Below are 25,490 nucleotides of genomic sequence, written 5' to 3' on the forward strand. Positions count from 1 at the left end.
GCGGCGCGGACGGCCCGACGGCGATTTATCTGTCGGGCAAGCTGGCGCCGGAGCTGCTGGGGGCCATCGCGGTGGCGGCGTACTCGTATATGGCGCTGGTGCCGTTAATCCAGCCGCCGATTATGAAAGCGCTGACCACGGAGACGGAGCGGAAAATCCGCATGGTGCAGCTGCGCACCGTCAGCAAGCGGGAAAAAATCCTCTTCCCGGTGGTGTTGCTCATGCTGGTGGCGCTGCTGCTGCCGGACGCCGCGCCGCTGCTGGGGATGTTCTGCTTTGGCAATCTGATGCGTGAAAGCGGCGTGGTGGAGCGTCTGAGCGACACGGTGCAGAACGGGCTGATTAATATCGTGACCATCTTCCTCGGGCTGTCGGTGGGCGCGAAGCTGGTGGCGGACAAGTTCCTGCAGCCGCAGACGCTGGGCATTCTGCTGCTGGGGGTGGTTGCCTTTGGTATCGGGACGGCGGCCGGGGTGCTGATGGCGAAGCTGCTGAACCTGTGCAGTAAGAACAAAATCAACCCGCTTATCGGTTCGGCGGGGGTGTCGGCAGTGCCGATGGCGGCACGCGTATCGAACAAAGTGGGGCTGGAATCAGACCCGCAGAACTTTCTGCTGATGCACGCGATGGGCCCGAACGTGGCGGGGGTTATCGGTTCGGCCATTGCGGCGGGCGTGATGCTGAAGTACGTGCTGGCGATGTAATAGTGGATGGGATACGCATGTCGTATCCCATTTTCATCCAAATTTTTTCTGAAAGAAAAGTAAGTATGAACTGGTTCAGGTTCCGGTGATGCCGAATGCAAGAAAATACCGTAATTAAATATTTAAATACCAATATGTTTATACGGGAAATTACACGCTGGTTTGCCAGACACTCGTTTCAAAACCGGATATTTCTACTGATCCTGTTTACATCCACCATCGTGATGCTGGCAATCACCTGGTATCTGACCGATATCACGAAAGAACGCCTGCATTATCAGGTGGGCCAACGTGCGCTTATTCAGGCAATGCAAATATCCGCTATGCCAGAATTAGTTGAAGCCGTAGAAGCGCATGATTTGTCACGCATCAAAGCGTTGATTGACCCAATGCGCTCGTTTTCGGATGCGACTTACATTACCGTTGGCAACGAAAAAGGTCAGCGACTGTATCACGTCAACCCGGATGAGATCGGCAAATATATGGAGGGCGGCGATAGCGACGACGCGCTGTATAATGCTAAAAGCTACGTATCGGTGCGCAAAGGTTCATTAGGCTCTTCCTTGCGTGGTAAATCCCCGATTCAGGACAGTACCGGTAAAGTCATCGGTATTGTTTCCGTCGGCTATACTCTGGAACAGTTGGAGAGCTGGCTTAACTTACAAATCAGCTCGTTGCTGTTCCCGATGGCGTTACTGCTGCTGGTACTGTTGTACTGCGCCCGCCGCTTCTCGCTGCATATTAAAAAGCAGATGCTTAACATGGAGCCGCAGCAGCTTTCACAACTATTAATTCAGCAAAGCGTGTTGTTTGAGTCGGTATTTGAAGGGTTGATCGCCATTGACTCCCATCACCGTATTACCGCCATTAACCAAACGGCTCGCCGCTTACTGAATCTGAGCCAACCGGAGTCTGAACTCATTGGCTATGCAATCCACCATGTCGTGTTGCCGGAGGCCTTCTTTTACGATGCGCCGCAAAAAAACAAAAAAGATGAGATCGTCACCTTTAACCAAATGAAAGTCATCGCCAGTCGCATGGCGGTCATTATTGACAACCAGCCTCAGGGCTGGGTTATTAGCTTTCGCAACAAAGACGATATCAATACACTCAGCCTGCAGTTAAGTCAGGTGCGGCAATACGCCGATAACCTGCGCGCCGTGCAGCATGAGCATCGCAACCTTATTTCCACCATTGCCGGACTGCTGTTCCTGAAGCGCTACGATAATGCGTTGGCGCTGATTCAGCAGCAGTCGGAAAGCCACCAGAAAGTACTCGATTTTATTTCCCATAATTTCCGCGACCACCACCTTGCGGGGCTATTAATCGGTAAATATTATCGGGCAAAAGAGCTGGGGCTGGAGCTGATTTTCGATCCTTCAAGCTTTGTTGAACACCTGCCGTCATCGCTCTCGCATAATGAATGGATTTCGATTGTTGGCAATTTATTGGACAACGCCTATAACGCCACCCTGCTCAATCGCGAAGGCTCGCGACAGATTGAGTGCCTGATCAACAGCGAAGGTAATGAAGTCATTATTGAAGTTGCCGATCAGGGATGTGGTATTGACGAAAATATCCGCCAGCATATTTTCGAGCGTGGAGTGACCACCCACAATAACGGCGATCACGGAATTGGATTATGGTTGGTGCACAGCTACGTCAAGCAGGCCAATGGCGACATTATCGTCGATAACAATAATCCTTTTGGCACCATTTTTACCCTCTATATCCCTTTTACCAGAGAAGAATAACATGGATAGCATTACGACACTCATCGTTGAAGACGAACCGATGCTAGCGGAAATCCTGGTGGACACCATCAAGATTTTTCCCCAGTTTTCAATCGTCGGCATCGCAGACAAACTGGAAAGTGCGAAGAAGCAAATACGCCTCTATCAACCACAGTTAATTCTATTGGATAATTTTTTACCCGATGGCAAAGGGATCGATTTAATTCGTCATACCATCAGCACCAACTACACGGGGCGAATTATTTTCATTACCGCCGACAATCATATGGATACCATCAGCGATGCCTTACGCATGGGCGTATTCGATTATCTGATTAAGCCGGTACATTATCAGCGCCTGCAGCATACCCTGGAGCGGTTCACCCGTTACCGCAGTTCGTTACGTTCCAGTGAGCAGGCAAACCAGACGCACGTTGATGCCTTATTTAATATCCAGGCCAAAGAACAAACCGCAGAACCGAATAGCGGACTGCGGGGAATTGATGAAAACACCTTCAACCGGGTACGACAAATATTCGCCGACCCGCAGGCAGTACATACAGCAGACACTCTGGCGCAAATTCTGGGCAGCAGTAAAACCACTGCCCGACGCTATCTGGAACAAGGCGTGAAAAATAACTTTCTCGAAGCGGAGATCAGCTACGGGAAAGTGGGCAGGCCGGAGAGACTCTATCGCGGCAAAGTATGAGATTATGGCGCCAACATGTAATTACGGCGCATAGGCAAACACCTCAGCCACCCACTGACGAAAACCGTCCACATCCAGCGCCAGCGCCACCTGCGCGTTGGCGGGCTGCCCCAGACGCCCTTCAATATCAACGACCGTCGTGCCTGCGGTATATTCCCCCTGCGTTTCTACGGCCACAAAACAGGATTGCAGGGTAAAAAGCTCCGGACGCACCAGCCAGGCGATAGCGCAGAGATCGTGCATCCGGACGCCAGTGCGCATACTACCGCTGCGATAATGGTTGAACAGGCTGTGCAACATCTTACCGGTGCGATTCAGCGCGGGCAGTTTATTCAGAAAATCTGGCGAGAGCATTGCCTGATTCGTGACGTCCAGCCCACACATCACAATCTCCAGACCGCTGCGGAACACCAGCGCCGCGGCCTCCGGATCGACAGCAATGTTAAATTCAGCATTAGGCGTAAAATTGCCGCGCCCTGCGGAACCGCCCATCAACACCAGACGGCGAATGTTACACGCACACTCCGGATAGTGCATCAGTAGCAACGCAATATTGGTCAATGGCCCAATCGCCACTAATGTCATGGGCTCCGGGGCGTTCATCAGCACATCCCGGATAGCGATAAACGCAGGCTTCGCCAACGGTTGGCGCTGATGGTCGACAAAATCATAGCCTTCCATACCGGATTCGCCGTGGACGTATGCCGCATCGCGTAACGGACGCAGCAGCGGTGTCGCGGCCCCCTGGGCAAGTGGGATATCGCTGTTCCAGAAATGCAGAAGCTGCAACGCATTACGGGTCGTTTTTTCAACGGAAACATTGCCTGCGACGGTGGTTATTAGTTGCAGATCAAGCTGGGGGGCGAACAGCGCGGCGGCAATCGCAGCCGCGTCATCAATGCCCGGATCGGTATCAAGAATAATGTGTAGGGATGCTGTCATTAATGCTCTCCTGACCTATTGTTTTATATCTTCATACTCAGCGCGACTGATACAGGCATCAGGCACATCGTCATCCGTCACCAGACGCGGACTTAGCTTATCACCTTCGACAAACGGAACTAATGGGCAAAAACGCCCTGGCGATGCTTTGTTTTCCTGCCACTGAATCTCAAGCGATTCGGGCTCAGCGCCGGGTTTTTCTGCCTGAATCACGGTACGAACATTACCGGTTAGCCAAAAAGATTGACACGTCCCATCAAGGCTAAGAGGCGGCGTCAAATGACCATTTTTACGTACTAGCGGATAAATAATACGCCCATCAGCGTAGGAAGGTGTCATGTAGCAGTTATACATTTTGCCTTTACTTATCACAGGCTGAAAGTAGCTTTCACCGCGATCGATCAGTTCAATCGTTTTTCCTTTCCAGCGATACACATTGACGCCATGGCTGCAGCAACCGCCGCGCCAATAGCTGACAATCTGTTTATGTTCAGCATCGATCTCTGGTGAAGTGATTTCCTGATAAGACGCTGGCGCATCAACATAACGCTGTTTGGCGGGGTCATAGAGCCATGTTTGTACTGGAGCATCCGGCCCAGCAAGTAACTCTGTTACAATCGATAGATCCGGGTAGCCATCAAAATTGACATCCCCCCATTGAGGCATAAACGGGCTACAAGTGCCCACCGAGGCGGTATCTAAGGTCTGTATGAGTTTACCATCACGGTATAATTTTATCGCCGAAATGGCCGGCGTATTGCCGCAATCAATCTCTTTGGAAGGGTCGTAACCCCCTGCATCATTCGTGTTCGTGACCAGCACAATATCAGGGGAGTTTTTAGGTTTGTAATAGATAAGGGCAACAGGAAAATGTCGTTTTTTATCTGCGGACGTCCATTCGCCTTTAATCTCACTGCTGGAGATTTCCGCATTCCAGTAACCCGAAAGCGCCTTTACGCGTTCTTCAAGATGCACCTCTTTATCCTGGAGTGAGCCGCGTAGAACAATCACTGCCTTGTGCTGATTGCAAGGTTCATAGCAGTAATACCCATTAAGAGAGTTACCAAATCGCGTGATATTAACGTTTACCGGTTTCCCCGCGATAGTCCCGGTATAGTTTCGCTCCCAGGCAGGTAGCTCCAGCACCGTGGCGCTTGTTGCGTCCATCCAAAAGCCGATGGCGAGTAACGTTGGCAATCCATATTTTATTTTGCCCATTTCCCTTATCCCTGTAGGCATTACAACCAAAAAACCAGCAACGATTGTGCTGGTTTTTCAGATGAATAGCAAAAAGGTGGGGCATTAGCAACGGATGACGACTACGCCTTATTCTTCCTGTCGCACATTGAATATCAAAAGAAATTCTTAAGATCTGGTCAACGTAGCGTCATCAGGCAGATTTCTGAATTATGAAATCTTATTCGACCTCACGAACATCCACACGCAGCTCTTTCGGCACTTCAAAAACAATATTTTCTTCGCGCCCCTCAAGCGTGACGGCTTCGCCGCCGCCAAACTCGCGCAGACGCGCAATAACATTCTGCACCAGAATATCCGGCGCGGAAGCGCCAGCAGTGACGCCGACGCAGGCGGCTTCTTTCACCCACGCCTCCTGGATATCCGCCGCATCGTCGATAAGAAACGCGGTTCTTCCCATCCGTTGGGCCAGTTCCGCCAGCCGGTTAGAGTTAGAAGAGTTTTTCGAGCCGACCACCAGCACTACGTCAGCCTGCTCCGCAAGCGCCCGCACCGCTTCCTGACGATTAGTTGTGGCATAGCAAATATCGTCTTTGCGCGGGCCGACGATTTTCGGAAAACGTTTACGCAGCGCATCAATCACATCGGACGTATCGTCCACGGAAAGCGTGGTTTGCGTCATGAAGGAGAGCTTGCCTTCATTTTTGACATTCAGCGTCCAGACGTCCTCTGGCGACTCCACCAGGTACATCCCCCCTTCCGGGTTGCTGTACTGACCCATGGTGCCTTCCACTTCCGGGTGCCCGGCGTGGCCGATGAGAATAGATTCTTCACCGCGACGGCTGGCGCGCGCCACTTCCATATGGACTTTCGTCACCAGCGGGCAGGTGGCGTCAAAAACGGTAAGATCGCGGCTTTTCGCCTCGTTACGCACCGCCTGGGAAACCCCATGAGCGGAGAAAATCAGAATGGCGCCATCCGGCACTTCGCTAATTTGCTCTATAAAGATCGCCCCGCGCTTGCGCAGGCTGTCCACTACATAGCGGTTATGCACGACTTCGTGCCGAACGTAAATTGGCGCGCCGTAAATAGCGAGCGCATTTTCAACAATGCTGATAGCGCGGTCTACCCCGGCGCAAAAACCGCGTGGGTTGGCCAACAGGATCTGCATGTTTATGCCTCCAGCGCCGGATCGATTTCCAGCACTTCAATATCAAAGTGAACGGTATGCCCGGCCAGCGGATGGTTAAAATCAACGGTAATCGAGTCGCCGTTGATTTCGCGAATCACGCCAGGCATTTCGCTGCCATCCATTGCGGTAAAAAGCATAATCGCCCCAACTTCCGGTTCGCCCGCCGCCATAAACTCACGGCGCGAGAAATACTGGATCAAGTCCGGACTGGGGACGCCAAACGCGGCGTCAGGCTCCAGCGAAAACGCTTTCTTTTCCCCTTCTTTCAACCCCAGAAGCTGCTGCTCCAGACCTTCGGAAAGCGAGGTATCGCCAAGACGGAACAGGGCTGGCTTGCCGTTATTGCGGGTAGATTCCGCCGTTGAGCCATCATCCAGTTTCAGGGTGAAGTGAACGAGGATCGCGCTGTTGCTCTGTACGGATTTAGACATGCAAATTGCTCACGTGTTTTGCCCGGAGGCACAAAGGACGATAAAACCGTAGGCCGGATAAGGCGTTTTCACCGCCATCCGGCACCACGTTTGCCTGATGGCGCGGCGCTTATCAGACCTACAAAACCGGATAAGCGCCACCCGGTATTTACGCTTATGCCTGTTCTTTCGCTGTCGGCTTCGGCAAAAAGCCTTCCAGTACTATCAGCGCCGCGCCGATACAGATCGCGCTATCGGCAAGGTTGAACGTCGCGAAATGCCAGTTGCCGACGTAAAAATCGATCATATCGACAACAAAGCCGTGCCACAGGCGGTCGAACAGGTTACCCAGCGCGCCGCCGATGATTAACGCATAAGCGATGTTATTCAGCTTCTGCGTTGCTTTCGAGCGATACATCATCACCAAAAGAATTACGCAGATCCCTATCGCAATCCCGGCAAAGAACCAGCGCTGCCAGCCGCCGCTATCCGCCAGGAAGCTAAAAGCCGCGCCGTAGTTACGCGCATAATGCAGATTAAGCGACGGGAACAGCCCTACCGTATCCCCCAGAGCGAAATTCTGGAGGATCAGGTATTTGCTGCCCAAATCGATAATCAGCACGACTACTACCAGCCATAGCCAGCGTAGTCCTGTTGAACAGAGTGGTTTACTCATCAGGCAAATTTACGTTGTTCGCCATTACCGGCGATGTTGCTGACACAGCGTCCGCAGATATCTGCATGTTCCGCCACCTTGCCGACATCAGTAGTGTAGTGCCAGCAGCGCGGACACTTATCACCCTCGGCACGCGTTACCACTGCCTGAACTGTCGTATTACCAGCATTGTACTGAATATTTTCATCATCAATACCCCCCGCTTGCTCAGAAATCACGAACTGGGAAGTAATGAAGATAAATCTGACCTCTTCACCCAACAGTTTCAGCTTCTTGATCGTACCGTTAGCATCGTCAGCATATTTCAGCGTCACTTTTGCTTCCAGGTTCGATTTGATGCCATTGGCTTTCTGATTTTCCAGCTCTTTGTTGACCTGGTCCTTGATATAGCGGACATCGTCCCAGAATGCGTCATTAAATTCTTCATTCTCTTCCAGGCCAAACAACCCGTCGTACCATTCGCCGGTGAAGACATATTTTTCACGCTCGCCCGGCAGGTAGCCCCAGATTTCATCAGCCGTGAAGGACATGATCGGCGCCATCCAGCGAACCAGCGCCTCTGCGATATGATACAGCGCAGTCTGGCAGCTACGACGCGCGACGCTATCGGCCTTCGCGGTGTACTGGCGGTCTTTGATGATGTCGAGGTAGAACGAACCCATTTCAACGGAGCAGAAGCGCATCAGGCGCTGTACCACTTCATGGAAGTCGTAAGCTTCGTATGCCTTCAGAATCTCTTGCTGCGCCGTTTTCGCGCAGCCCACCGCCCACCTGTCCAGCACCACCATCTCTTCCGGTTTGACCATATCGGTGGCCGGATTGAAGCCATTGAGGTTCGCCAGCAGGAAGCGCGCGGTATTACGGATACGACGATAGCTGTCGGCAGCACGTTTCAGGATTTCGTCAGAGACCGCCATTTCGCCGGTATAGTCAGTAGACGCTACCCACAGACGCAGGATATCCGCGCCCAGTTTATTCATCACATCCTGCGGCGACACGGTGTTACCGATGGACTTGGACATCTTGCGCCCCTGACCATCGACGGTGAAGCCGTGAGTCAGTACCTGGCGGTATGGCGCTTTGCCTTTCATCGCCACGCTAATCATCAGGGAGGACATAAACCAGCCGCGATGCTGGTCAGACCCTTCCAGATACATATCGGCAGCATGACCGGCGAATTCCGGACGTGCGTCAACCACGGAATAACTGGTGGAACCGGAATCAAACCAAACGTCCAACGTATCCGGAACTTTCTCGTATTGATCAGCATCTTCGCCGAGGATCTCTTTCGGGTCGAGATCCCACCATGCCTGGATACCGTCAACTTCGACGCGTTTCGCCACCTCTTCCATCGCCGCCAGAGTACGCTCAATCGGCAGCAGCTCCTGCGTTTCTTTATGCACGAACAGCGACATCGGTACGCCCCAGGTACGCTGACGTGAGATACACCAGTCAGGACGGTTAGCGACCATTGATTCAATACGCGCCTGACCCCAGTCCGGGATCCACTGAACGCCTTTGATCTCTTTCAGCGACTGTTGACGAAGCCCTTCTTTATCCATGCTGACGAACCACTGCGGGGTCGCGCGGAAAATGATCGGCGTTTTGTGACGCCAACAGCACGGATAGCTGTGCTGCATTTTTTCGACATGCAGTAGCGCGCCTTTTTCTTTCAGCAGTTCAATAACGATATCGTTCGCTTTGAAGACGTTAACACCGTCAAGCGTTGGATATGTGCCTGGCAGGTAAGCGCCGTCCGGGCCAACCGGGTTAGCGGTTTCCAGGCCATACTTTTGGCCGATCACGTAGTCATCCGGGCCGTGACCAGGGGCGGTATGTACCGCGCCGGTACCGGCGTCCAGGGTGACGTGATCGCCGAGGATCGCCGGCACGTCAAAGCCCATAAACGGATGGGTAAAGCGCAACAGTTCCAGCTCCGCGCCTTTAACGGTGCCGAGAATGGTGTATTCAGCCGCGCCAATACGCTGCATGACGCTTTCAACCAGATCTTTCGCCAGAATCACCGCCTGGCCGTCAATCTGCACCAGCGCATAATCAAAGTCCGGCGCCAGGGAGATGGCGCGGTTAGCCGGTAGTGTCCACGGCGTGGTGGTCCAGATAACCAGCGACACAGGGCCGCTCACGCCCGGCAGACCGAACTTCGCTTTCACCGCATCCTGATCGACGGCGCGGAACGCCACGTCGATAGACGGTGAAGTTTTGTCGTAATATTCAACTTCCGCTTCCGCCAGCGCGGAACGGCAGTCAACGCACCAGTGCACCGGCTTAGCGCCTTTGTGCAGATGACCGTTTTTGATAATTCTGCCCAGCGCGCGGATGATGTTGGCTTCGGTTTTGAAGTCCATGGTCAGGTACGGATGCGACCAGTCGCCCAACACGCCCAGACGAATGAAGTCTTTACGCTGGCCGTCAACCTGAGTGGCGGCATATTCGCGACACTTAGCGCGGAATTCAGCGGCAGTAAATTTCTCGCCCGGCTTACCGAACTCCTGCTCGACTTTCAGCTCGATAGGCAGACCGTGACAGTCCCAGCCCGGCACGTAAGGCGAGTCAAATCCCGACAGTCCTTTGGACTTCACGATAATGTCTTTCAGAATCTTGTTAACTGAGTGACCAATATGAATGCTGCCATTCGCATATGGAGGGCCATCATGCAGAATGAAGGTTTTTTTGCCTTTTTTGGCCGCACGAATGATGCCGTACAGATCATCATCGGTCCAACGCGCCAGCATTCCCGGTTCACGCTTGGCGAGGTCGCCGCGCATCGGGAACCCTGTTTCCGGCAAATTCAGGGTCGATTTATAGTCACTCATCAGATTCTCGGTTCCGTATTTCGGTTTGATAAACACCGTCAGGGTTACACCTGCCCGGCTAGCCCAAAAAACTTGCGGGCCGTTAACTCATCGCGTGCGATTTGCGCTTTTAGCTCATCAAGCGACGCAAATCGCTGCTCATTACGTATCTTTTTACGCAGTATTACATCTATATGGCGACCGTAGAGGTCCATTACAACGTCCAGCAGATGCACTTCCAGTTGTTGACGCACGCCAGCCACCGTTGGACGAGTGCCAATGTTCGCTACGCCGGGTAACGGCTTATCGCCAAGCCCGGTGACTTCCACCGCATAGACCCCTTTGACCGGGGAGACCTGACGGCGCAGCGGTAAGTTCGCCGTCGGGAAGCCAATGGTACGCCCCAGCTCGTCGCCATGAACGACACGCCCGGAAATAGTAAAGGGATGTCCCAGCAGACTTTCGGCAAGCGCCAGGTTATCCTCCGCCAGCGCCTGTCTCACTGCGGTACTACTGATACGCACGCCGCCTTCACAAAAGGTTTGGGTGCTGGAAACCGCAAAACCATACTCCGCCCCCGCCTTCTGTAATAACAAGAAATCGCCCGCACGGCTAGCACCAAAGCGGAAATCATCGCCGACGGCAAGAAATTGCACGCCAAGTCGCTCCACCAGCAGTTCGCTGATAAACGTTTGCGCCGTCAAAGCGGCAAAGCGGCGATCGAATTTCACGCACAGCACATAGTCCACGCCGCACTGCGCAAGGTAATGCAGTTTTTCACGCAGGCGCGTCAGGCGAGCGGGCGCTTTATCCGTCGCGAACAGCTCCAGCGGCTGCGGTTCGAAAATCATGACCACCACCGGCAGACCGCGTCTGCGTCCTTCTTCCTGCAAACCCTGCAGTAGAGCGCGATGCCCCCGATGTACGCCGTCGAAATTACCAATGGTCAGCACACACCCATGCGGGGCCTGACTGAGATTATGTATGCCGCGTATCAGCTTCATGTCTGACTCAAAACAGTGAAAATCGCAAGAGTATACCTTGTACAGCGGTCAAGGTTAACCGACGATTGCCCTGATGAAACATAAAGAAGATGCTTTTCATCGCCATGCGGCAAACTCCGCCCCAAAACCCGCCGCTTAATGCAATTTTTCTCATGGAAAGGCTGTATTCACAGCACGCAAGCTGGTAGAATCCTGCGCCATCACTACGCAACGAGTGCTGCAATTTAAACGGCGCTTATTTGCACAAATCCATTGACAAAAGAAGGCTAAAAGGGCATATTCCTCGGCCTTTGAATTGTCCATATAGAACACATTTGGGAGTTGGACCTTGGCTAATATCAAATCAGCTAAGAAGCGCGCCGTTCAGTCTGAAAAGGCTCGTAAGCACAACGCAAGCCGTCGCTCTATGATGCGTACTTTCATCAAGAAAGTATACGCAGCTATCGAAGCTGGCGACAAAGCTGCTGCACTGAAAGCATTTAACGAAATGCAACCGATCGTGGACCGTCAGGCTGCTAAAGGTCTGATCCACAAAAACAAAGCTGCACGTCATAAAGCTAACCTGACTGCACAGATCAACAAACTGGCTTAATCGCCTGCTTGTTATCAGCTTTGTAGAAAAACCCGCGTAAAGCGGGTTTTTTTATGCCTGCTATCTGCCGTTTTGCTCGTCAACCGCTGGCGCTGACCTCACTCGTTCACGCTCTTCCTGAGCAGCCTATTTTTTCAGCTACCCCTCCCTTAGTCACATAATACTTGAAAGTTATTTTCTTTCACTGTTTTCCTTTTCTTATTTCATTACTGAAAAAACTGTGACCACCTTAGCAAATAAAAACATCGCTCATTCAAAAACTAATAAACGCAATCCTGATGTAAGATTTAATAATTGATTGATGCCGTCGGGTTAACTACTTTTCATGTACACCTTACTTACTCATTTTAATCTGAGGTTAAATTCAAAAACGACATAAAAATAATATTCAAAACTTGCTTAGAAAGTAGAGGTTGTTTTTCTGGGCGTATCGTACCAATATCGGAGTTATCATTATGAGTTCTGTCATTGAGGATACCCAGCCTTCCGGGTCAGCATCATTGTCTTTACTACAGCGTATTAGCTACGGCTCTTTGGATGTGGCGGGTAATCTGCTGTACTGCTTCGGTTCAACGTACATTTTATATTTCTACACAGACGTTGCGGGCATTAGCCTTGCCGTAGCAGGCGTTATCCTGCTGCTGGCGCGTATTATCGATGGCATAGATGCCCCCATATGGGGGATCATCATCGATAAAACGCGTTCACGCTACGGTAAATGTCGTCCCTGGTTTTTATGGTTACCGCTGCCTTTTGCGGTATTCAGCGCGCTGTCATTTTGGTCTCCTGATATCAGTATGACAGGAAAAGCCATCTATGCAGCAATATCTTATATGATTGCCAGCATTCTATTTACCGGACTTAATACACCACTCAGTGCAATATTACCCCTGATGACCTTATCTCCCAAGGAAAGACTGGTTTTAAATTCCTGGCGAATGACCGGTGGGCAAATTGGGGTTTTATTAATGAACGCGACCGCCTTGCCGTTAGTCGCTTTTTTAGGTAACGGTGATGATCACGCTGGTTTTATTTATACGGCAATTACGTTTGCCATTATATCCTGCGCGCTAACGCTCTTTGCGTTTAAAAACATTCGTGAAATGGATACGGATAAAATACAGCATGAACCTAAGTTGCCGATGAAAAAAAGTTTCGCGGCGATGAAAGGTAACTGGCCGTGGATCCTGATGGTGCTGGCTAATCTGATCTTCTGGATTGCCCTACAGCAGCGCAACACGACCATTGTCTATTATCTGACCTACAACCTCGACCGTAAAGATCTGGTACCGCTGATTAACAGCCTGGCGACGATTCAGATCCTGTTTATCATCGCTATCCCCTTCTTTAGCAAATACCTAGCTAAAACCTGGATATGGGTAGGCGGTCTGCTGGTCGCCACGTTTGGCGGCGTCATGATGTGGCTGGCAGCGGACAACATTACTTTCCTCATCGCCGCCTGGATACTCGGCAATATCGGCAGCGGTATCGCCTGCTCAATGCCGTTTGCCATGCTGGGCTTCGCCGTCGATTTCGGCGCCTGGAAGACCGGTATTAAGGCTACCGGCATTCTTATCGCCTTCGGCAGCACCTTCTGCATCAAGATGGGTAGTGGCCTCGGCACCGCTTTCGCCGCCTGGATCATGAACAGTTTTGGCTATGTCCCCAACCATGCCCAGAGTGCTGCGGGTCTGGAGGGCATTATCTGGGCCTTTATCTGGGCACCCGCCCTACTCTTCGCGCTCGCAGCGATCCCACTACTTTTCTTTCGCAAATACGAAGCGATGGAAGAGAAGATTCGCCACGATCTGGAAACCGTCAACTCATAACGTTCTTTACCTTCACCCTCGAATATGGGAGGCACCACCATGCCATTTATGCAACAAGACCCGCGTCGTCTGGTCTGGCAGCAAAACGATCGCTATTTATGGATTGAACCCTGGGGCGAGAACAGCCTGCGCGTACGCAGCGGCCGTCATCTGCCGGTAATGAGAAATGAAGACTGGGCATTGACTGAGCCAGTCGCAGAAAGTCAGTGCCACATTGATTATGAGCACCACCAGGCAACGCTGACCAACGGCAAAATTATCGCTATCGTCAATCAAAAAGGACAAGTTACCTTTTACCGCCATCCACACAAACCCCTGTTGCAGGAGTTCTGGCGCCTGCGGGGCGAAATTGGCGAGGATGAATCATCTCACGGCCAGTACGTTAGCGCACTCAACCTTGAGGGACGCGAGTTCCGCCCGATTCAGGGTGGGAAATATTCACTGAAAGCCCGCTTCGAAGCCACCGAAGGGGAAAAAATTTATGGCATGGGGCAGTATCAACAGGCCAACCTGGATCTCAAAGGATGCGTGCTTGAGCTGGCGCAACGTAACTCCCAAGCCTCAGTACCGTTTATGCTCTCCAGTCTGGGCTACGGATTTTTATGGAACAACCCGGCAGTCGGACGCGTAACCTTTGCCCAAAACGTTACCGAATGGGAAGCGCAGGTCAGCGAACAGCTGGACTACTGGATCACGGCTGGCGATACCCCGGCAGAAATTAGCCGGGCTTACGCGCTGGCTACCGGCACGCCGCCGATGATGCCGGACTACGCCATGGGCTTCTGGCAGTGCAAACTCCGTTATCGTACGCAGGAAGAGCTGCTGGAGGTCGCCCGCGAATATAAGCGCCGCAATCTGCCTATCTCAGTGATCGTTATCGACTTCTTTCACTGGCCGAATCAGGGTGACTGGATGTTCGATGCGCGCGACTGGCCCGATCCTGATGCCATGATTGCCGAGCTGAAATCGCTGGGAATTGAGCTGATGGTCTCCGTCTGGCCGACGGTGGATAACCGTACCGAAAGCTATCGGGAGATGCGTGAAAACGGCTGGCTGGTACAAACGGAACGTGGCTTGCCGATCAATATGGATTTCCTCGGCAATACCACTTACTTTGATGCGACTCATCCGGGCGCGCGCGACTACGTCTGGGGCAAAGCCAAACGCAACTATTACGATAAAGGCGTGAAGTTATTCTGGTTAGATGAAGCCGAACCTGAGTTCAGCGTTTACGACTACGACAACTATCGCTACCATGCCGGGCCGGTACTGGAAGTGGGCAATATCTACCCACGTATGTACGCTAAAACCTTTTTTGACGGCATGAAAGCCGATGGCGAAGACCAGGTTATCAACCTGCTACGCTGCGCCTGGGCCGGCAGTCAGAAGTACGGCGCTCTGGTCTGGTCAGGGGATATTCACTCCTCGTTTAGATCGCTGCGCAACCAGTTTGCCGCCGGACTCAATATGGGAATAGCAGGGATACCGTGGTGGACGACGGATATCGGCGGTTTCCATGGCGGTAATATTCACGACCCGAAATTCCATGAATTGCTAATTCGCTGGTTCCAGTGGGGCGTCTTTAGTCCGGTGATGCGTCTGCACGGCAACCGCGATCCGCAGATTTTACCCGCGCAACCGTACCGGGATGGCATTGCTCAATGCCCTACAGGTGCGCCGAACGAGGTCTGGAGCTACGGTGAGGAAGTATGCGAGGTACTGACAGGTTGCCTGGCGTTGCGAGAAAAACTCAAGCCCTATATCAAAGCGCTGATGGAGGAAACCCATAAGCACAATACGCCAGTGATGCGCCCCCTGTTCTTTGAATTCCCCGAACAGGAAACAAGTTGGACAATCACCGACCAGTATTGTTTTGGTCCTGACCTGCTGATCGCCCCCGTCATGCATGAAGGTATGCGCGAGCGTGATGTCTGGCTACCAGAAGGGGAAACATGGACGGATCTTGCGACCGGTGAAAGCTATTCAGGAGGGCAGACGCTGCATTACGCTACGCCACTGAACAGAATTCCGGTGTTTATCCGCGAAGGTGGGCAGTACCGTAGCCTGCTGAACTTGTAGAATGATTCCGGCTGCGGGTTAATACCGCAGCCGGAAGTATTACGGTAGGTACGTCTACTGTAGTTTAAACAATGCCGAGTAGTCCGCATTGCAAATACGCTGCACCGCCGGATGCTGGATCATTCTCTCGGCAAAAATCGCATGATATTCTTCCATGACATTCTCCACGCGCCCAATCTCTATTACCGACTCATCGGCATAAAAATCCAGCGAATAAAGGCTCGGCGCCACAAAAATCGCATCGTGCGTCGCGCCAAACGCCTTCATTAAGGCCGCGTCATCAAATTCGCCGAGGATCTCAACCTGCAACCCCTGCGAATTAAACCAGTTCAACAATTTACGCCCCAGCATCGAGCGCCGTCCCGGCACCAGCAAACGTCGCTCTTCCAGGCAGGCAGGGAACGCTTTTTCAGGAAGCGGATTCGTACACCAGAAACTGACGCTGCATTCGCCGATTTTGACTGAGAATAGCCCCTCCTGCTGCGTGGAATCTATCGGGCAGTCGGAGATAATCATATCCAGCTTGTGCTGGCTGAGCTGTTCGAGCAACATTTCGTGCGTCGACTCGAAGCAGCGCAGATGTATGGGTTCGTCTACCACCACCGCCGCATCCAGAACGCTGCTGACCAGACGCTTGGATAAAGCATCGGCGACGCCGACATCAAACAACAGGTTTGATTCTTTGCGGTAATTGACGATATCCAGCATCTCCTGGCTTAGCGTAAACATTTTGTCCGCATAGCGAAAAACCAGCTCGCCCAGTTCGCTGGGCTCAAGACCGCGTCCCTTACGTTTAAATAGCTTCCCCTGTAAACGCTCTTCCAGGGCTTTAATTTGACCAGTAATGGTTTGCGGCGTCAGAAAAAGCGCCTCTGCGGCACCCACGACAGAACCTTCTTTATAGACATGCCAGAAGTAATAAAGATGGTTGTAGTTAATATGAGACATGCTCATTCCTCTCCCTGTTCAATGTCGCAAGGGAGCGATACATCGCTCCCCCTTTCCTTCGTACTGGTTATGCCGGCGCGTTCAAACGCGCGCGCAACCAGCTATACCCCACCACTGCGGAGAGCAATGAACCAATCAAAATGCCCAATTTCGCCCAGTTAATAAGTTCCGGATCGACATTGCCAAATGCCAGGCTGGCGATAAAGATGGACATCGTAAAGCCAATGCCACACAAAATGCCGACCGCCATGATTTGCTGATAAGTGGTTCCCTGCGGCAGATGCGCCAGCTTGAAACGCAGCGCCAGCCAGCAAAACAGGCTAATCCCCAGCGGCTTACCAATCAGCAGACCGGCAATAATTCCCAACGGCAGCATGGAGGTCAGACCGTCAATCGTGACGCCCTGAAGAGAAACGCCAGCATTCGCAAAAGCGAAGAGCGGCAGGATCAGGTACGCGACCCACGGGTGCAGAACATGCTCCAGACGCTTCGCCGGCGAGCGACCGTGTTTTTCTTTCAGCGGAATAAAGAAACCGACAATGACGCCTGCCAGCGTCGCGTGAACGCCGGACTTCAGTACCGCCGTCCACAGCACTGCCCCGACCAGAATATATACCCCAGTCCGTCTGACGCCGCACAGGTTCAGCAGCGCCAGCACGGCAATCGCGAACGCCGCCACGCCCAGCGAGACGATAGAAAGATCGCTGGTATAAAACAGTGCGATAATAACGATGGCGCCGAGATCATCGATGATCGCCAGCGCCATCAGGAAAATTTTCAGCGCCAGCGGAACCCGGCTGCCCAACAGCGCCAACACGCCCAGCGCAAAGGCGATATCCGTCGCGGCAGGAATAGCCCAGCCCTCGCGAGTGACCGGATCGGAGTAGTTAAAGGCCAGATAGAGCAATGCCGGTACAATCATCCCGCCGATGGCGGCAATCACCGGAAAAGCGGCCTGGCGCAGACTGGCTAACGAGCCTTGCATCAGTTCGCGCTTAACTTCCAGGCCAATCAACAGGAAAAACACGGCCATCAGCGCATCGTTGATCCACAACAGCATGTTTTTGTTGATCTCAAGCGCCCCAACCCGTAGCTGAACCGGCGTCTCCAGAAAATCATGATACCATCCACTGGTCGCGCCCATATTGGCCATCAGCATAGCCAGCGCAGCGGCGATGATGAGAATGATGCCCCCAGAGGCATCGCTGCTAAAAAATCGGTGCAGATGTTTCACTTTTTATTCTCTCAATCAGGTGAATTCTTCGGATCTACTATCTTACCTCGCCTGACTCATCGTTAAAATTAGATTATATATGATGAATAGCTCGTTTTTTACGAAATGAAGTCCGACTTACGCCGGACTTTTTTAGTGCAGTCAGTCATTGATGATAGACCGCTACGCGTACAGATCCATTTTATACACCCGGAAACTGGTAATATCGTAGCGATAGCCTTCCCCGTTCGTTTCCGCGTTTTTGTAGTAACCTGACGTCATGGTCGCTTCAAAAAGCACGGTTTTCTCCGTAGGCGCAATCTCCTGTAAAATTAGCAGCCCCATCGCCTCGCTGCCCGCCTGCGGATCGATAATATCGCTCTCGCCAGGCTGGCAAGAGATGGCGCGGCCATTTTCATCAAACGTGCAGTCGGCAAAATGCACCACAATATTGCCATTCTGCTGGATCGCTTTCGCGCTAACGCAGCTACTGTAGCCACGCGCGCCCAGCTCCTTGCCGTATTCAAATGGCCGCATAACGGTCATCTCATTCATATTCACCACGAAATGGACAATGCGGCTGTAGTTATCCGGCGGTAACAGACTTTTGCTGTCATCACGCGAACGGTAGTTACCGTTATCAAACACCATAAACTCCACCATGCCCGGCGTATTATTGGCGATTTCAACGACGTTATGCTGGCCCCACGTCCAAAAGTCACGGTCGGCCGCGTCGATATCCTCCTGTTTGCTAAAGTCGTAAAGCGCCACACCCTCACTGTCGACCGGGGTTAAAAGATAAGGCTGATAAGCGTCGTCCCAGTCTTCATGCGTTGACAAAATAAAGCGTAGCGCTTGCGTTTGCAGATCGACGCCAAACACCGCGCTCTGATGACGCCCGGACGCAATTAACAACTGATTCGTCTCATTCACGTAACTCTGGTTTATATGCAGCCAGTCTTTAACCGTCGGGTCTTCTCCCGGCGCCGTACCTGAAGGACGGGAAACCCGCGTCGTATCCAGCACCTTCGCCATATCGTAGTAAGCCGTCTCCAGTCCGGTAGTCAGATCGACAACCGATACGCCGTCTTCATTAGTTTTCAAATCGTCGGGCCGACCCGAGGTATATTCAGAGGGCGCAACAATGGTATTGCTGTCCCACGGCCAGATAGAATGGTGAAATTGATTATCGAGATTATAGAATGTGTGAAGACGCCCCATCATGTCGAACTCATACATATCCAGATAGGTATTTTTCGCTTCTGAAGTAGTGAGGAAATGGCCATTATCAATTCGAACAAAATTATAAGACGGATAATCCTGAGTAACGTACCAGCGCACCAGACCATTCTGATCTAATGCGTAATTATAGCGATCGAAATGCGTAATAAAATAAAACCCTGGCGCCATCTTGTCCGCATCGGTAGCAGGTTGCGTCACGTTGATAATCGGAAAACCTAATACGACTTCCGCGGAATCTACCGGCGGTAGCGGCTGTGTGGTGAGCGTATAGACGGCAAGTGGCGTATCTGCCTGAGAAAAGACAATATGGTTTTCAGTCTCCGCTACCAGCCCCAGAACCGGTAACAGATTTGCGCCTGGCGTAAGGGTGTAAAGATGTTCTATCGGCATCGCCGTTTTTGCCGCATCCTGGACCGTGACCATGATCTCAGCCGGTTCCAGACTCCAGACGCCGGCATAGGCGCTTAAAGGCGCCGTGCCGTAAGGGTCTAACAACATGAGCGCATTTTCTACCGTATTCTCTTGCGTGACCTGCGCAAGGCAATTTTCATAAATAGCGGTATGGTTAAGCACCATTTCATTATTGATATCGATACCCTGATTAATCGCCGGACGCGGCGCAGGAAGGACAACAGATGTTGCAGTCAACGTATTCATGATAAATCTCCAGTGTATTAATCTCATCGCCCCTCATGGGACCACGAAAATTAATACTCTGGATTTTTATGCCGTCCGAATAAAACGCCGTAAAAACAGCTCATTACACCTTTTATTTTAGCAATTCATTTCACGTGAAGCGTTATATTCAAATTTTAGGTAATCCAGTACGGCAACAACATTGCCAGGAGACATCCGGTTAAGATGCGGCAGGAAGGGATGGTTGTGAACATAGCGAATAAACGCCGTCGCGCTATTTAACGTCGCATGGCGTAACAAACTCACCTTTTTATTTCCTGTGAGATTGCATACCGCCATCGCATAATCCCGTGTGGAAAATGTACGCCAGACGTTGTTGCGAATTCCGCCGCTCAAAAACAACCGCGGAGGGAGATCGCGTTTGGGCGGCGTAACGCCTCTTTCACGCACAAACGAAATATGGCAGCGCCCCTGACGAAGATAGCTAAAATTCGCCATCATACAGCCGCCCAGAATGAAGCATTCGTGATCGAGATAATGTTGGACATTCAGGGAACGCTCATCCGTCAACGCCTGAACCAACTCAAAATGTCGATAAGCAGGTAATACGGGTTTTACTAACATCCCCGGATCGTTTTTATATAAAACGGCGGGGCCGTAATCCACATCAAATAATACATTGCGGCGCATGGTCAGCGCCTCTTTTCGCTGCACCAGATGCGCCAGCGTGCCGGACGGAAGTCGTTCTTCGTAATCAGAATGATATTGATAATCCGCTTCCACCGGTTGGGCGGAGTAATTCGTTGAGATCGCGACGACCTTACCGCTCTCCTCTTCCGCCGTCACCAGCACGTATAAGCTGCTGTCGCCGCCGTTAAATTTCACACGAAACGCCCGCGTGCTCATAGCGATATCAAACGCGGGAAACACAAAATCGCGTTCCGCTTGATTAGCGCGACGGGACAGTTTTTGTAATTCGCGGCTAAAACCCGTGCTGTCTATCGCCAGCGCCGCGCGTATTTCAACTAGCGACGCTCCTTCGCCAATCAACGTGGCAAGGTTCTCTTGTCTGGCGTCGCTCCTGATAGCGGTATAGGAGATGAACGTTTTATTACACTGGCGGCAATACATACGCCGTTCACCTTTAGTGGAAAATCCATATTTTTTCAGCGACGTCCCGCCACAATGCGGACAGGACTTCACCAGACCTTTCCAAGGTTGATTCGCCGCCTGGCGAAAAAGATTAAGCGATCTGGCTGAGATAATGGGGAACAAAAAACCGCACGCTCGACAGAGAACATTTTTCCCTTGCGGTAGATAGTCTGGGCTCCCCAGAATCCCCAGATTTTTGCAGCCTGGCGTTTTGCAAGCATCGACATTAATGTGAGAAAACATATTCACTCCCTGCGAATACTACCTTCAAACAAATATTGACTTTATTTCTGCAGGTGAGATGCCTTTTTCATACAGGGTTCGCATGGCACTCATCGCCGTCGCGGTATGCGAGAAAAAAGCCTGATAACCTGCACACAGATAGTTATGATTGGTTGCGCCTGACGCAGAGGGTAAAAAACGATGTTTCGGACAGCCGCCATAGCAGGCGAACTTCCATTGACAGCGATGGCACTCCTGCGCCATTGAACGCTGTTTATCGCTGCCGAACTGGCGATTTTGTTCGCCCTGATTCATTTGACGCAGCGTCTTCTGGTGGATATTCCCCAGTTTAAATTGCGGATATACGAAGTGATCGCAGTTATAAACATCGCCGTTCATTTCCATCGCAAACGCGCTGCCGCAGGTGGGAGCAAAAACGCAAACCTGCGGCGGCAGGCCGCACCAGGCCGCCAGCGTCTGTTCAAATAGCTGGATGCCGATATCGCCGATATCCTCACGGATCCAGATATCAAATACCGCATTCAGAAACTGACCAAATTGCAGGCTATCGACCGACCACGGCGTCATCGCGATATGTTTATCCTGCGGCTGCGCCAGCCCATTTTCCCCACAGCGTTCAACTAAAGGGATAAATTGCATATAGCGGCTACCAATGCTTTTCAGGTAGCGATAGACCTGAACAGGATGATGCATATTGGTACGGTTAACCACCGTGAGGGTATTAAATTCTACGTCGTGCTGCGCCAGACAACGCACCGCATTTTCTACTTTTTCATGCGTCGGCTTTCCGGAGCGCGTCACTCGCCATTCATCGTGTAACGCGGCATCGCCATCAATAGAGACGCCAACCAGAAAATCATGCTCCCGGAAGAAGGTCGCCCAGTCATCGTTGATCAGGATGCCGTTGGTCTGGAAGGTATTGACGATGGTTTTGCCGCCACAATAGCGCTGCTGAAATTCAACGGCTTTACGATAAAACGGGATGCCCATTAATGTGGGTTCCCCGCCCTGCCACGCAAAAATGACCTCATCAATATCCTGTGCGGCAATCTGCTGCCTGATGAAGAGTTCGAGGGTCTCTTCCGACATTTTGTAATGGTTTTTTCGATCCGGATAGAGCTTTTCTTTCTCCAGATAAAAACAGTACTTACAGTCAAGGTTACACACCGATCCGGTTGGTTTAACCATGACCTGACAACTTTTCCCAAACATCATTACCTTCCCTGAAATAAAAGAACCTGATCCGGCACAGAGTGACCGGATCAGGTGGGCATCGCCCTAAGTGGCATACTTAATTTTTTATAATTATTCCATTAGCCCCAGGTGACAGGCGTCGGCTTATCGCCACGGGCTTTCATCAGCGAATCGTTATCAATATCCTTTTTATACTTCAGGAACTTACCGTAAAGCTGTTTCTCAATCTGCGGCTGTTTACCAATTTGATTGAGCGTCTCGAAACGATCGTTTTTCAGGTTATAGAGATATTTAGGTTTATTCTGGCGATCGATGATCATCTTCCAGTCGCCGTCGCGGATCGCCCACTCATCCGTCGGATCGTCCTGGAACGGCATATCGATACCGAAGATCAGCGGTTTCTGGCGTTTTAACGTCTTGTCCTTCAGGAGCGGAACTAAAGACTGACCGTCGTAGGTACGATCGGTCGGGAGTTTAAAGTCCATCATGTTGGCCAGCGTCGGCAACCAGTCAAGACCATATACCGGCGTGTCCGTTACCATCCCCTGTGGAATGTGCTTGCCGTATTTGATGATTGCCGGTACGCGAATGCCGCCTTCCCACAGGTTGTCTTTACGCCCGCGCAGACCGTCGGTTTCCCCGGCCAGGTTCAGCTCGTATACCTTACGCGCTTCGCGCGTGACAGGGCCGTTGTCGCTGGTAAAGATGACGATGGTGTTATCTTCCTCGCCCATCGCCTTAATTTTATCCAGCACTTTACCGACCTGCTCATCCATGTAGCTGATATTGGCGTAATATTCGCCGGTGCCGCGCCACGGTTTGTCTGCCCAGTCGCCGTAGAACAGATCCGGATGCTGCTTCTGGTAGTCGGTCATGTACTGCGAATACATATCAAGGTATTTTTTCGGCGACGCCAGCGGGCTATGGACTTCGGTAAAGGCGACATATAAGAAGAACGGATTATCGTCTTTCTTATTATCCAGCCAGTTCACCACTTCAGAACTGACAAATTCGCCGCTCATCTTATCTGCGCGGCCAATATGTTGGCCATTACGAATCCACCCCGTAGGATGCACCACGCCATAGCGCGGGCGCTCCTTGGCGTTGTCCAGCGTAGCATCGGTGACAAATCCCGCCGGATTAACCAACGTATAGTCAAAGCCCATGTCTTTCGCCTGCGGCTGATCGGTGCGATCGCCGCCCGCATTCAGGTGTAATTTCCCCATCATCGCCGTATCGTAGCCCTGCTGTTTTAGCAGATTGGCGATAGTCAGTTCATTACGCCCCAGCGCAACATCTTTGCCTTCCGGTATCCAGGAACGGATTCCGGTACGGAACGGCATACGACCGGTTAACAGGCCCGCGCGGGAAGGAGAACACAGAGGCGCTGGCGCATAATAGTCGGTAAACTTCACCCCCTCCTGCGCCAATTTGTCTATGTTAGGTGTTTTAACGATGCGGTGCCCGTAGGTGGCGAGATCGCCATACCCTAAATCATCCGCCAGAATAATGACCAAGTTAGGACGCTTTGCGGTTGCCGCTTGCGCGGTTGATAATACGCTTCCAGCGCATAGCGCCAACCCTATCATACTGGCAACGACTGTTCTTTTCATTTCAACTCCTTTGAGTTATCGCACGGTCTGATTACGATATATTTGCCGATAGACCCGGCTGCGGAATACAGCCTAAATTAATTGCACTATATATATTCGATTTGTCTTATATTTCTTCCATTAACATCGTTTTATCGTAGAAAATTATTCACACTCATTATAATATTAATGCCATAAATATATTTCGTGCTAAAGAAAACACGCCTGAAGCAGTCTATAAAAAAAGAAATCGCGAACGAGTGATGCAGATCTCAAATATGGCCCATATGTCAGAACCGCTATTGTGATGTCAATATATGTTGCTGTTTCAACGGTAACACCCTCATTTACTGGCAGTAAGTTGTCTTTGCGGGAAATTATTCCCATTCGAAGTTTCATTAATTTCATGCTATCCGGTGTGACTTTTACAACAGAGACATAAACTATAAATCAAATAGTTATCACGTAATAAACAACATTATCTGACACGAATATTTGACGATTATATGTCGCTGATATTTTTGAGACATCTATCACCTACGTATAAAAAGACACTCCTTAGAATTCGCTTCTTTACACAACATTTCACTGTGTTTTTACCTCATGGAGTTGAGCATGAAAAATAAGAAATATATTAATAGTCTACTCGCCGCATGTGTTCTTTTCTCTTGCTTTAATGGCCAGGCAGCGGAGTTGAAACGCGTATACGGTAAACTTAGCTTCGGATATGGCGACTGGAATAAAGGCTTTGTCAATGTCGATCGCGGCGAAGTGTGGAAAGCGGTAGCCGATTTCGGCGCCGTGTTTGACAGGGGCGAATTTGCATCATTTTATGAAATGAACGTGCTCAACCATCCGGTAGAAGGCCGTAACCATGTTACCCAATTTCTGGGACATTATAGGGTGGTAGAAGGCTCTAACTTTACCGCAATGATGAAACTCTATATGTCGATGGAGAATAAATTCGGTGATGAATTAAACATGATGTACGGGGTAGGTTATCTGGGTTTAACCAGCCCATCAGGCTTTATTAAGCCCTATTTCGCTGTTCATAACTTATCGAACGATTATACCTCTAAAAAGTATGGACAGGCGACAGGCTTTAACGGTTATGTTCTCGGTTGGGTCGCGGCTTATAACTTCGATATGTTTAATGAAAAGTTCGTCATTTCAAACTGGAACGAAGTTGAAATGGATCGTAATGATGCCTACGCCGAACAACAGGGTGGGACGACCGGCCTGAACGGCGCGGTGACGTTTACATGGAAATTTATGCCGCGATGGACCGCCTCCGTCTCTTACCGTTACTTCAATAATAAATTGGGGTATGACGGCTACGGCGACCGTATGAATTACCTGATCGGCTTCGAGTTTTAATAATTAATAAACT

General features: G+C 51.2%; 21 protein-coding genes. 7 read left to right on the top strand and 14 right to left on the bottom strand.

Going from position 1 to position 25,490, the window contains the following annotated elements; translation table 11 throughout:
* The 3 genes from J4617_RS10835 to J4617_RS10845 all read left to right on the top strand — a co-directional run.
* Window positions 1-704: sodium ion-translocating decarboxylase subunit beta (locus tag J4617_RS10835; protein ID WP_208201586.1), on the top strand; the 704-nt coding region annotated here is incomplete at its 5' end.
* Between the two features lie 134 nt (window positions 705-838).
* Window positions 839-2,458, top strand: coding sequence for a sensor histidine kinase (locus J4617_RS10840; protein WP_001670823.1), 1,620 nt, complete (start codon window positions 839-841; stop codon window positions 2,456-2,458).
* 1 nt (window position 2,459) lies between these two features.
* Window positions 2,460-3,146: a response regulator gene (locus J4617_RS10845; RefSeq protein WP_000377406.1), complete on the top strand. Its 687-nt coding sequence runs from the start codon at window positions 2,460-2,462 to the stop codon at window positions 3,144-3,146.
* A 21-nt stretch (window positions 3,147-3,167) separates the two neighbouring features.
* Here the strand turns inward: J4617_RS10845 and rihC are convergent, their stop codons facing one another.
* The 8 genes from rihC to J4617_RS10885 form a co-directional block, all read right to left on the bottom strand.
* Complete coding sequence (gene rihC / locus J4617_RS10850; protein ID WP_000127279.1) at window positions 3,168-4,088, bottom strand: ribonucleoside hydrolase RihC; 921 nt, start codon at window positions 4,086-4,088, stop codon at window positions 3,168-3,170.
* 15 nt (window positions 4,089-4,103) lie between these two features.
* A complete protein-coding gene (locus tag J4617_RS10855) occupies window positions 4,104-5,306 on the bottom strand; it encodes a nitrite reductase (protein WP_000516322.1) in 1,203 nt (400 codons plus the stop codon).
* A gap of 199 nt (window positions 5,307-5,505) precedes the next feature.
* A complete protein-coding gene (gene ispH, locus J4617_RS10860; protein ID WP_001166422.1) occupies window positions 5,506-6,456 on the bottom strand; it encodes a 4-hydroxy-3-methylbut-2-enyl diphosphate reductase in 951 nt (316 codons plus the stop codon).
* 2 nt (window positions 6,457-6,458) lie between these two features.
* Window positions 6,459-6,908 (bottom strand): FKBP-type peptidyl-prolyl cis-trans isomerase, encoded by a 450-nt coding sequence (gene fkpB, locus J4617_RS10865; protein ID WP_000047269.1) that lies wholly within the window; start codon window positions 6,906-6,908, stop codon window positions 6,459-6,461.
* Between the two features lie 154 nt (window positions 6,909-7,062).
* On the bottom strand, window positions 7,063-7,563 hold the full coding sequence (lspA, locus tag J4617_RS10870) for a signal peptidase II (RefSeq protein WP_000042739.1): 501 nt from the start codon (window positions 7,561-7,563) through the stop codon (window positions 7,063-7,065).
* On the bottom strand, window positions 7,563-10,397 hold the full coding sequence (gene ileS, locus J4617_RS10875; protein ID WP_001674865.1) for an isoleucine--tRNA ligase: 2,835 nt from the start codon (window positions 10,395-10,397) through the stop codon (window positions 7,563-7,565). The genes lspA and ileS overlap by 1 nt, the downstream gene beginning before the upstream one ends.
* A 44-nt stretch (window positions 10,398-10,441) precedes the next feature.
* A complete protein-coding gene (gene ribF, locus J4617_RS10880) occupies window positions 10,442-11,380 on the bottom strand; it encodes a bifunctional riboflavin kinase/FAD synthetase (protein ID WP_000767311.1) in 939 nt (312 codons plus the stop codon).
* Window positions 11,381-11,387: 7 nt separating this feature from the next.
* A complete protein-coding gene (locus J4617_RS10885) occupies window positions 11,388-11,603 on the bottom strand; it encodes a YaaY family protein (RefSeq protein WP_001575565.1) in 216 nt (71 codons plus the stop codon).
* 105 nt (window positions 11,604-11,708) lie between these two features.
* Between J4617_RS10885 and rpsT the strand changes: the two genes are divergently transcribed.
* The 3 genes from rpsT to J4617_RS10900 all read left to right on the top strand — a co-directional run bounded on the left by rpsT (window position 11,709) and on the right by J4617_RS10900 (window position 15,880).
* Window positions 11,709-11,972 carry a 30S ribosomal protein S20 gene (gene rpsT, locus J4617_RS10890; protein ID WP_001518655.1) on the top strand — a complete coding sequence of 88 codons (264 nt, stop codon included), beginning with the start codon at window positions 11,709-11,711 and terminating at the stop codon, window positions 11,970-11,972.
* 455 nt (window positions 11,973-12,427) lie between these two features.
* Window positions 12,428-13,801 (top strand): MFS transporter, encoded by a 1,374-nt coding sequence (locus tag J4617_RS10895; RefSeq protein WP_000099989.1) that lies wholly within the window; start codon window positions 12,428-12,430, stop codon window positions 13,799-13,801.
* 39 nt (window positions 13,802-13,840) lie between these two features.
* Entirely contained in the window at window positions 13,841-15,880 is a 2,040-nt protein-coding gene (locus J4617_RS10900; RefSeq protein WP_001615332.1) for a glycoside hydrolase family 31 protein, read from the top strand.
* Between the two features lie 54 nt (window positions 15,881-15,934).
* On the opposite strand, the gene nhaR is transcribed toward J4617_RS10900, so the two are convergent.
* The 6 genes from nhaR to J4617_RS10930 all read right to left on the bottom strand — a co-directional run bounded on the left by nhaR (window position 15,935) and on the right by J4617_RS10930 (window position 24,121).
* Window positions 15,935-16,834: a transcriptional activator NhaR gene (gene nhaR, locus J4617_RS10905; RefSeq protein ID WP_000062872.1), complete on the bottom strand. Its 900-nt coding sequence runs from the start codon at window positions 16,832-16,834 to the stop codon at window positions 15,935-15,937.
* A 61-nt stretch (window positions 16,835-16,895) separates the two neighbouring features.
* Window positions 16,896-18,062 (bottom strand): Na+/H+ antiporter NhaA, encoded by a 1,167-nt coding sequence (gene nhaA / locus J4617_RS10910; RefSeq protein WP_000681340.1) that lies wholly within the window; start codon window positions 18,060-18,062, stop codon window positions 16,896-16,898.
* A 162-nt stretch (window positions 18,063-18,224) separates the two neighbouring features.
* A complete protein-coding gene (locus tag J4617_RS10915; RefSeq protein WP_001094799.1) occupies window positions 18,225-19,940 on the bottom strand; it encodes an aryl-sulfate sulfotransferase in 1,716 nt (571 codons plus the stop codon).
* Window positions 19,941-20,057: 117 nt separating this feature from the next.
* Complete coding sequence (locus J4617_RS10920; protein ID WP_001055830.1) at window positions 20,058-21,320, bottom strand: hypothetical protein; 1,263 nt, start codon at window positions 21,318-21,320, stop codon at window positions 20,058-20,060.
* Window positions 21,321-21,338: 18 nt separating this feature from the next.
* Window positions 21,339-22,529 carry an anaerobic sulfatase maturase gene (locus J4617_RS10925; protein WP_000971148.1) on the bottom strand — a complete coding sequence of 397 codons (1,191 nt, stop codon included), beginning with the start codon at window positions 22,527-22,529 and terminating at the stop codon, window positions 21,339-21,341.
* A 98-nt stretch (window positions 22,530-22,627) separates the two neighbouring features.
* Window positions 22,628-24,121: a sulfatase-like hydrolase/transferase gene (locus J4617_RS10930; RefSeq protein WP_017466083.1), complete on the bottom strand. Its 1,494-nt coding sequence runs from the start codon at window positions 24,119-24,121 to the stop codon at window positions 22,628-22,630.
* Window positions 24,122-24,715: 594 nt separating this feature from the next.
* On the opposite strand from J4617_RS10930, the gene J4617_RS10935 reads away from it, so the two are divergent.
* Window positions 24,716-25,477: an outer membrane protein OmpK gene (locus J4617_RS10935; protein WP_000791534.1), complete on the top strand. Its 762-nt coding sequence runs from the start codon at window positions 24,716-24,718 to the stop codon at window positions 25,475-25,477.
* The last annotated feature ends 13 nt before the right edge of the window (window positions 25,478-25,490 follow it).

The sequence above is a fragment of the Salmonella sp. 32010601201800023SM genome (assembly GCF_017572235.1).
GTDB lineage: Bacteria > Pseudomonadota > Gammaproteobacteria > Enterobacterales > Enterobacteriaceae > Salmonella > Salmonella enterica.

Coding starts and splice junctions, on each gene's coding strand:
- J4617_RS10840 (WP_001670823.1), top strand. CDS start 839: ATGTTTATACGGGAAATTACACGCTGGTTTGCCAGACACTCGTTTCAA.
- J4617_RS10845 (WP_000377406.1), top strand. CDS start 2,460: ATGGATAGCATTACGACACTCATCGTTGAAGACGAACCGATGCTAGCG.
- rihC (WP_000127279.1), bottom strand. CDS start 4,088: ATGACAGCATCCCTACACATTATTCTTGATACCGATCCGGGCATTGAT.
- J4617_RS10855 (WP_000516322.1), bottom strand. CDS start 5,306: ATGGGCAAAATAAAATATGGATTGCCAACGTTACTCGCCATCGGCTTT.
- ispH (WP_001166422.1), bottom strand. CDS start 6,456: ATGCAGATCCTGTTGGCCAACCCACGCGGTTTTTGCGCCGGGGTAGAC.
- fkpB (WP_000047269.1), bottom strand. CDS start 6,908: ATGTCTAAATCCGTACAGAGCAACAGCGCGATCCTCGTTCACTTCACC.
- lspA (WP_000042739.1), bottom strand. CDS start 7,563: ATGAGTAAACCACTCTGTTCAACAGGACTACGCTGGCTATGGCTGGTA.
- ileS (WP_001674865.1), bottom strand. CDS start 10,397: ATGAGTGACTATAAATCGACCCTGAATTTGCCGGAAACAGGGTTCCCG.
- ribF (WP_000767311.1), bottom strand. CDS start 11,380: ATGAAGCTGATACGCGGCATACATAATCTCAGTCAGGCCCCGCATGGG.
- J4617_RS10895 (WP_000099989.1), top strand. CDS start 12,428: ATGAGTTCTGTCATTGAGGATACCCAGCCTTCCGGGTCAGCATCATTG.
- J4617_RS10900 (WP_001615332.1), top strand. CDS start 13,841: ATGCCATTTATGCAACAAGACCCGCGTCGTCTGGTCTGGCAGCAAAAC.
- nhaR (WP_000062872.1), bottom strand. CDS start 16,834: ATGAGCATGTCTCATATTAACTACAACCATCTTTATTACTTCTGGCAT.
- J4617_RS10915 (WP_001094799.1), bottom strand. CDS start 19,940: ATGAATACGTTGACTGCAACATCTGTTGTCCTTCCTGCGCCGCGTCCG.
- J4617_RS10925 (WP_000971148.1), bottom strand. CDS start 22,529: ATGATGTTTGGGAAAAGTTGTCAGGTCATGGTTAAACCAACCGGATCG.
- J4617_RS10930 (WP_017466083.1), bottom strand. CDS start 24,121: ATGAAAAGAACAGTCGTTGCCAGTATGATAGGGTTGGCGCTATGCGCT.
- J4617_RS10935 (WP_000791534.1), top strand. CDS start 24,716: ATGAAAAATAAGAAATATATTAATAGTCTACTCGCCGCATGTGTTCTT.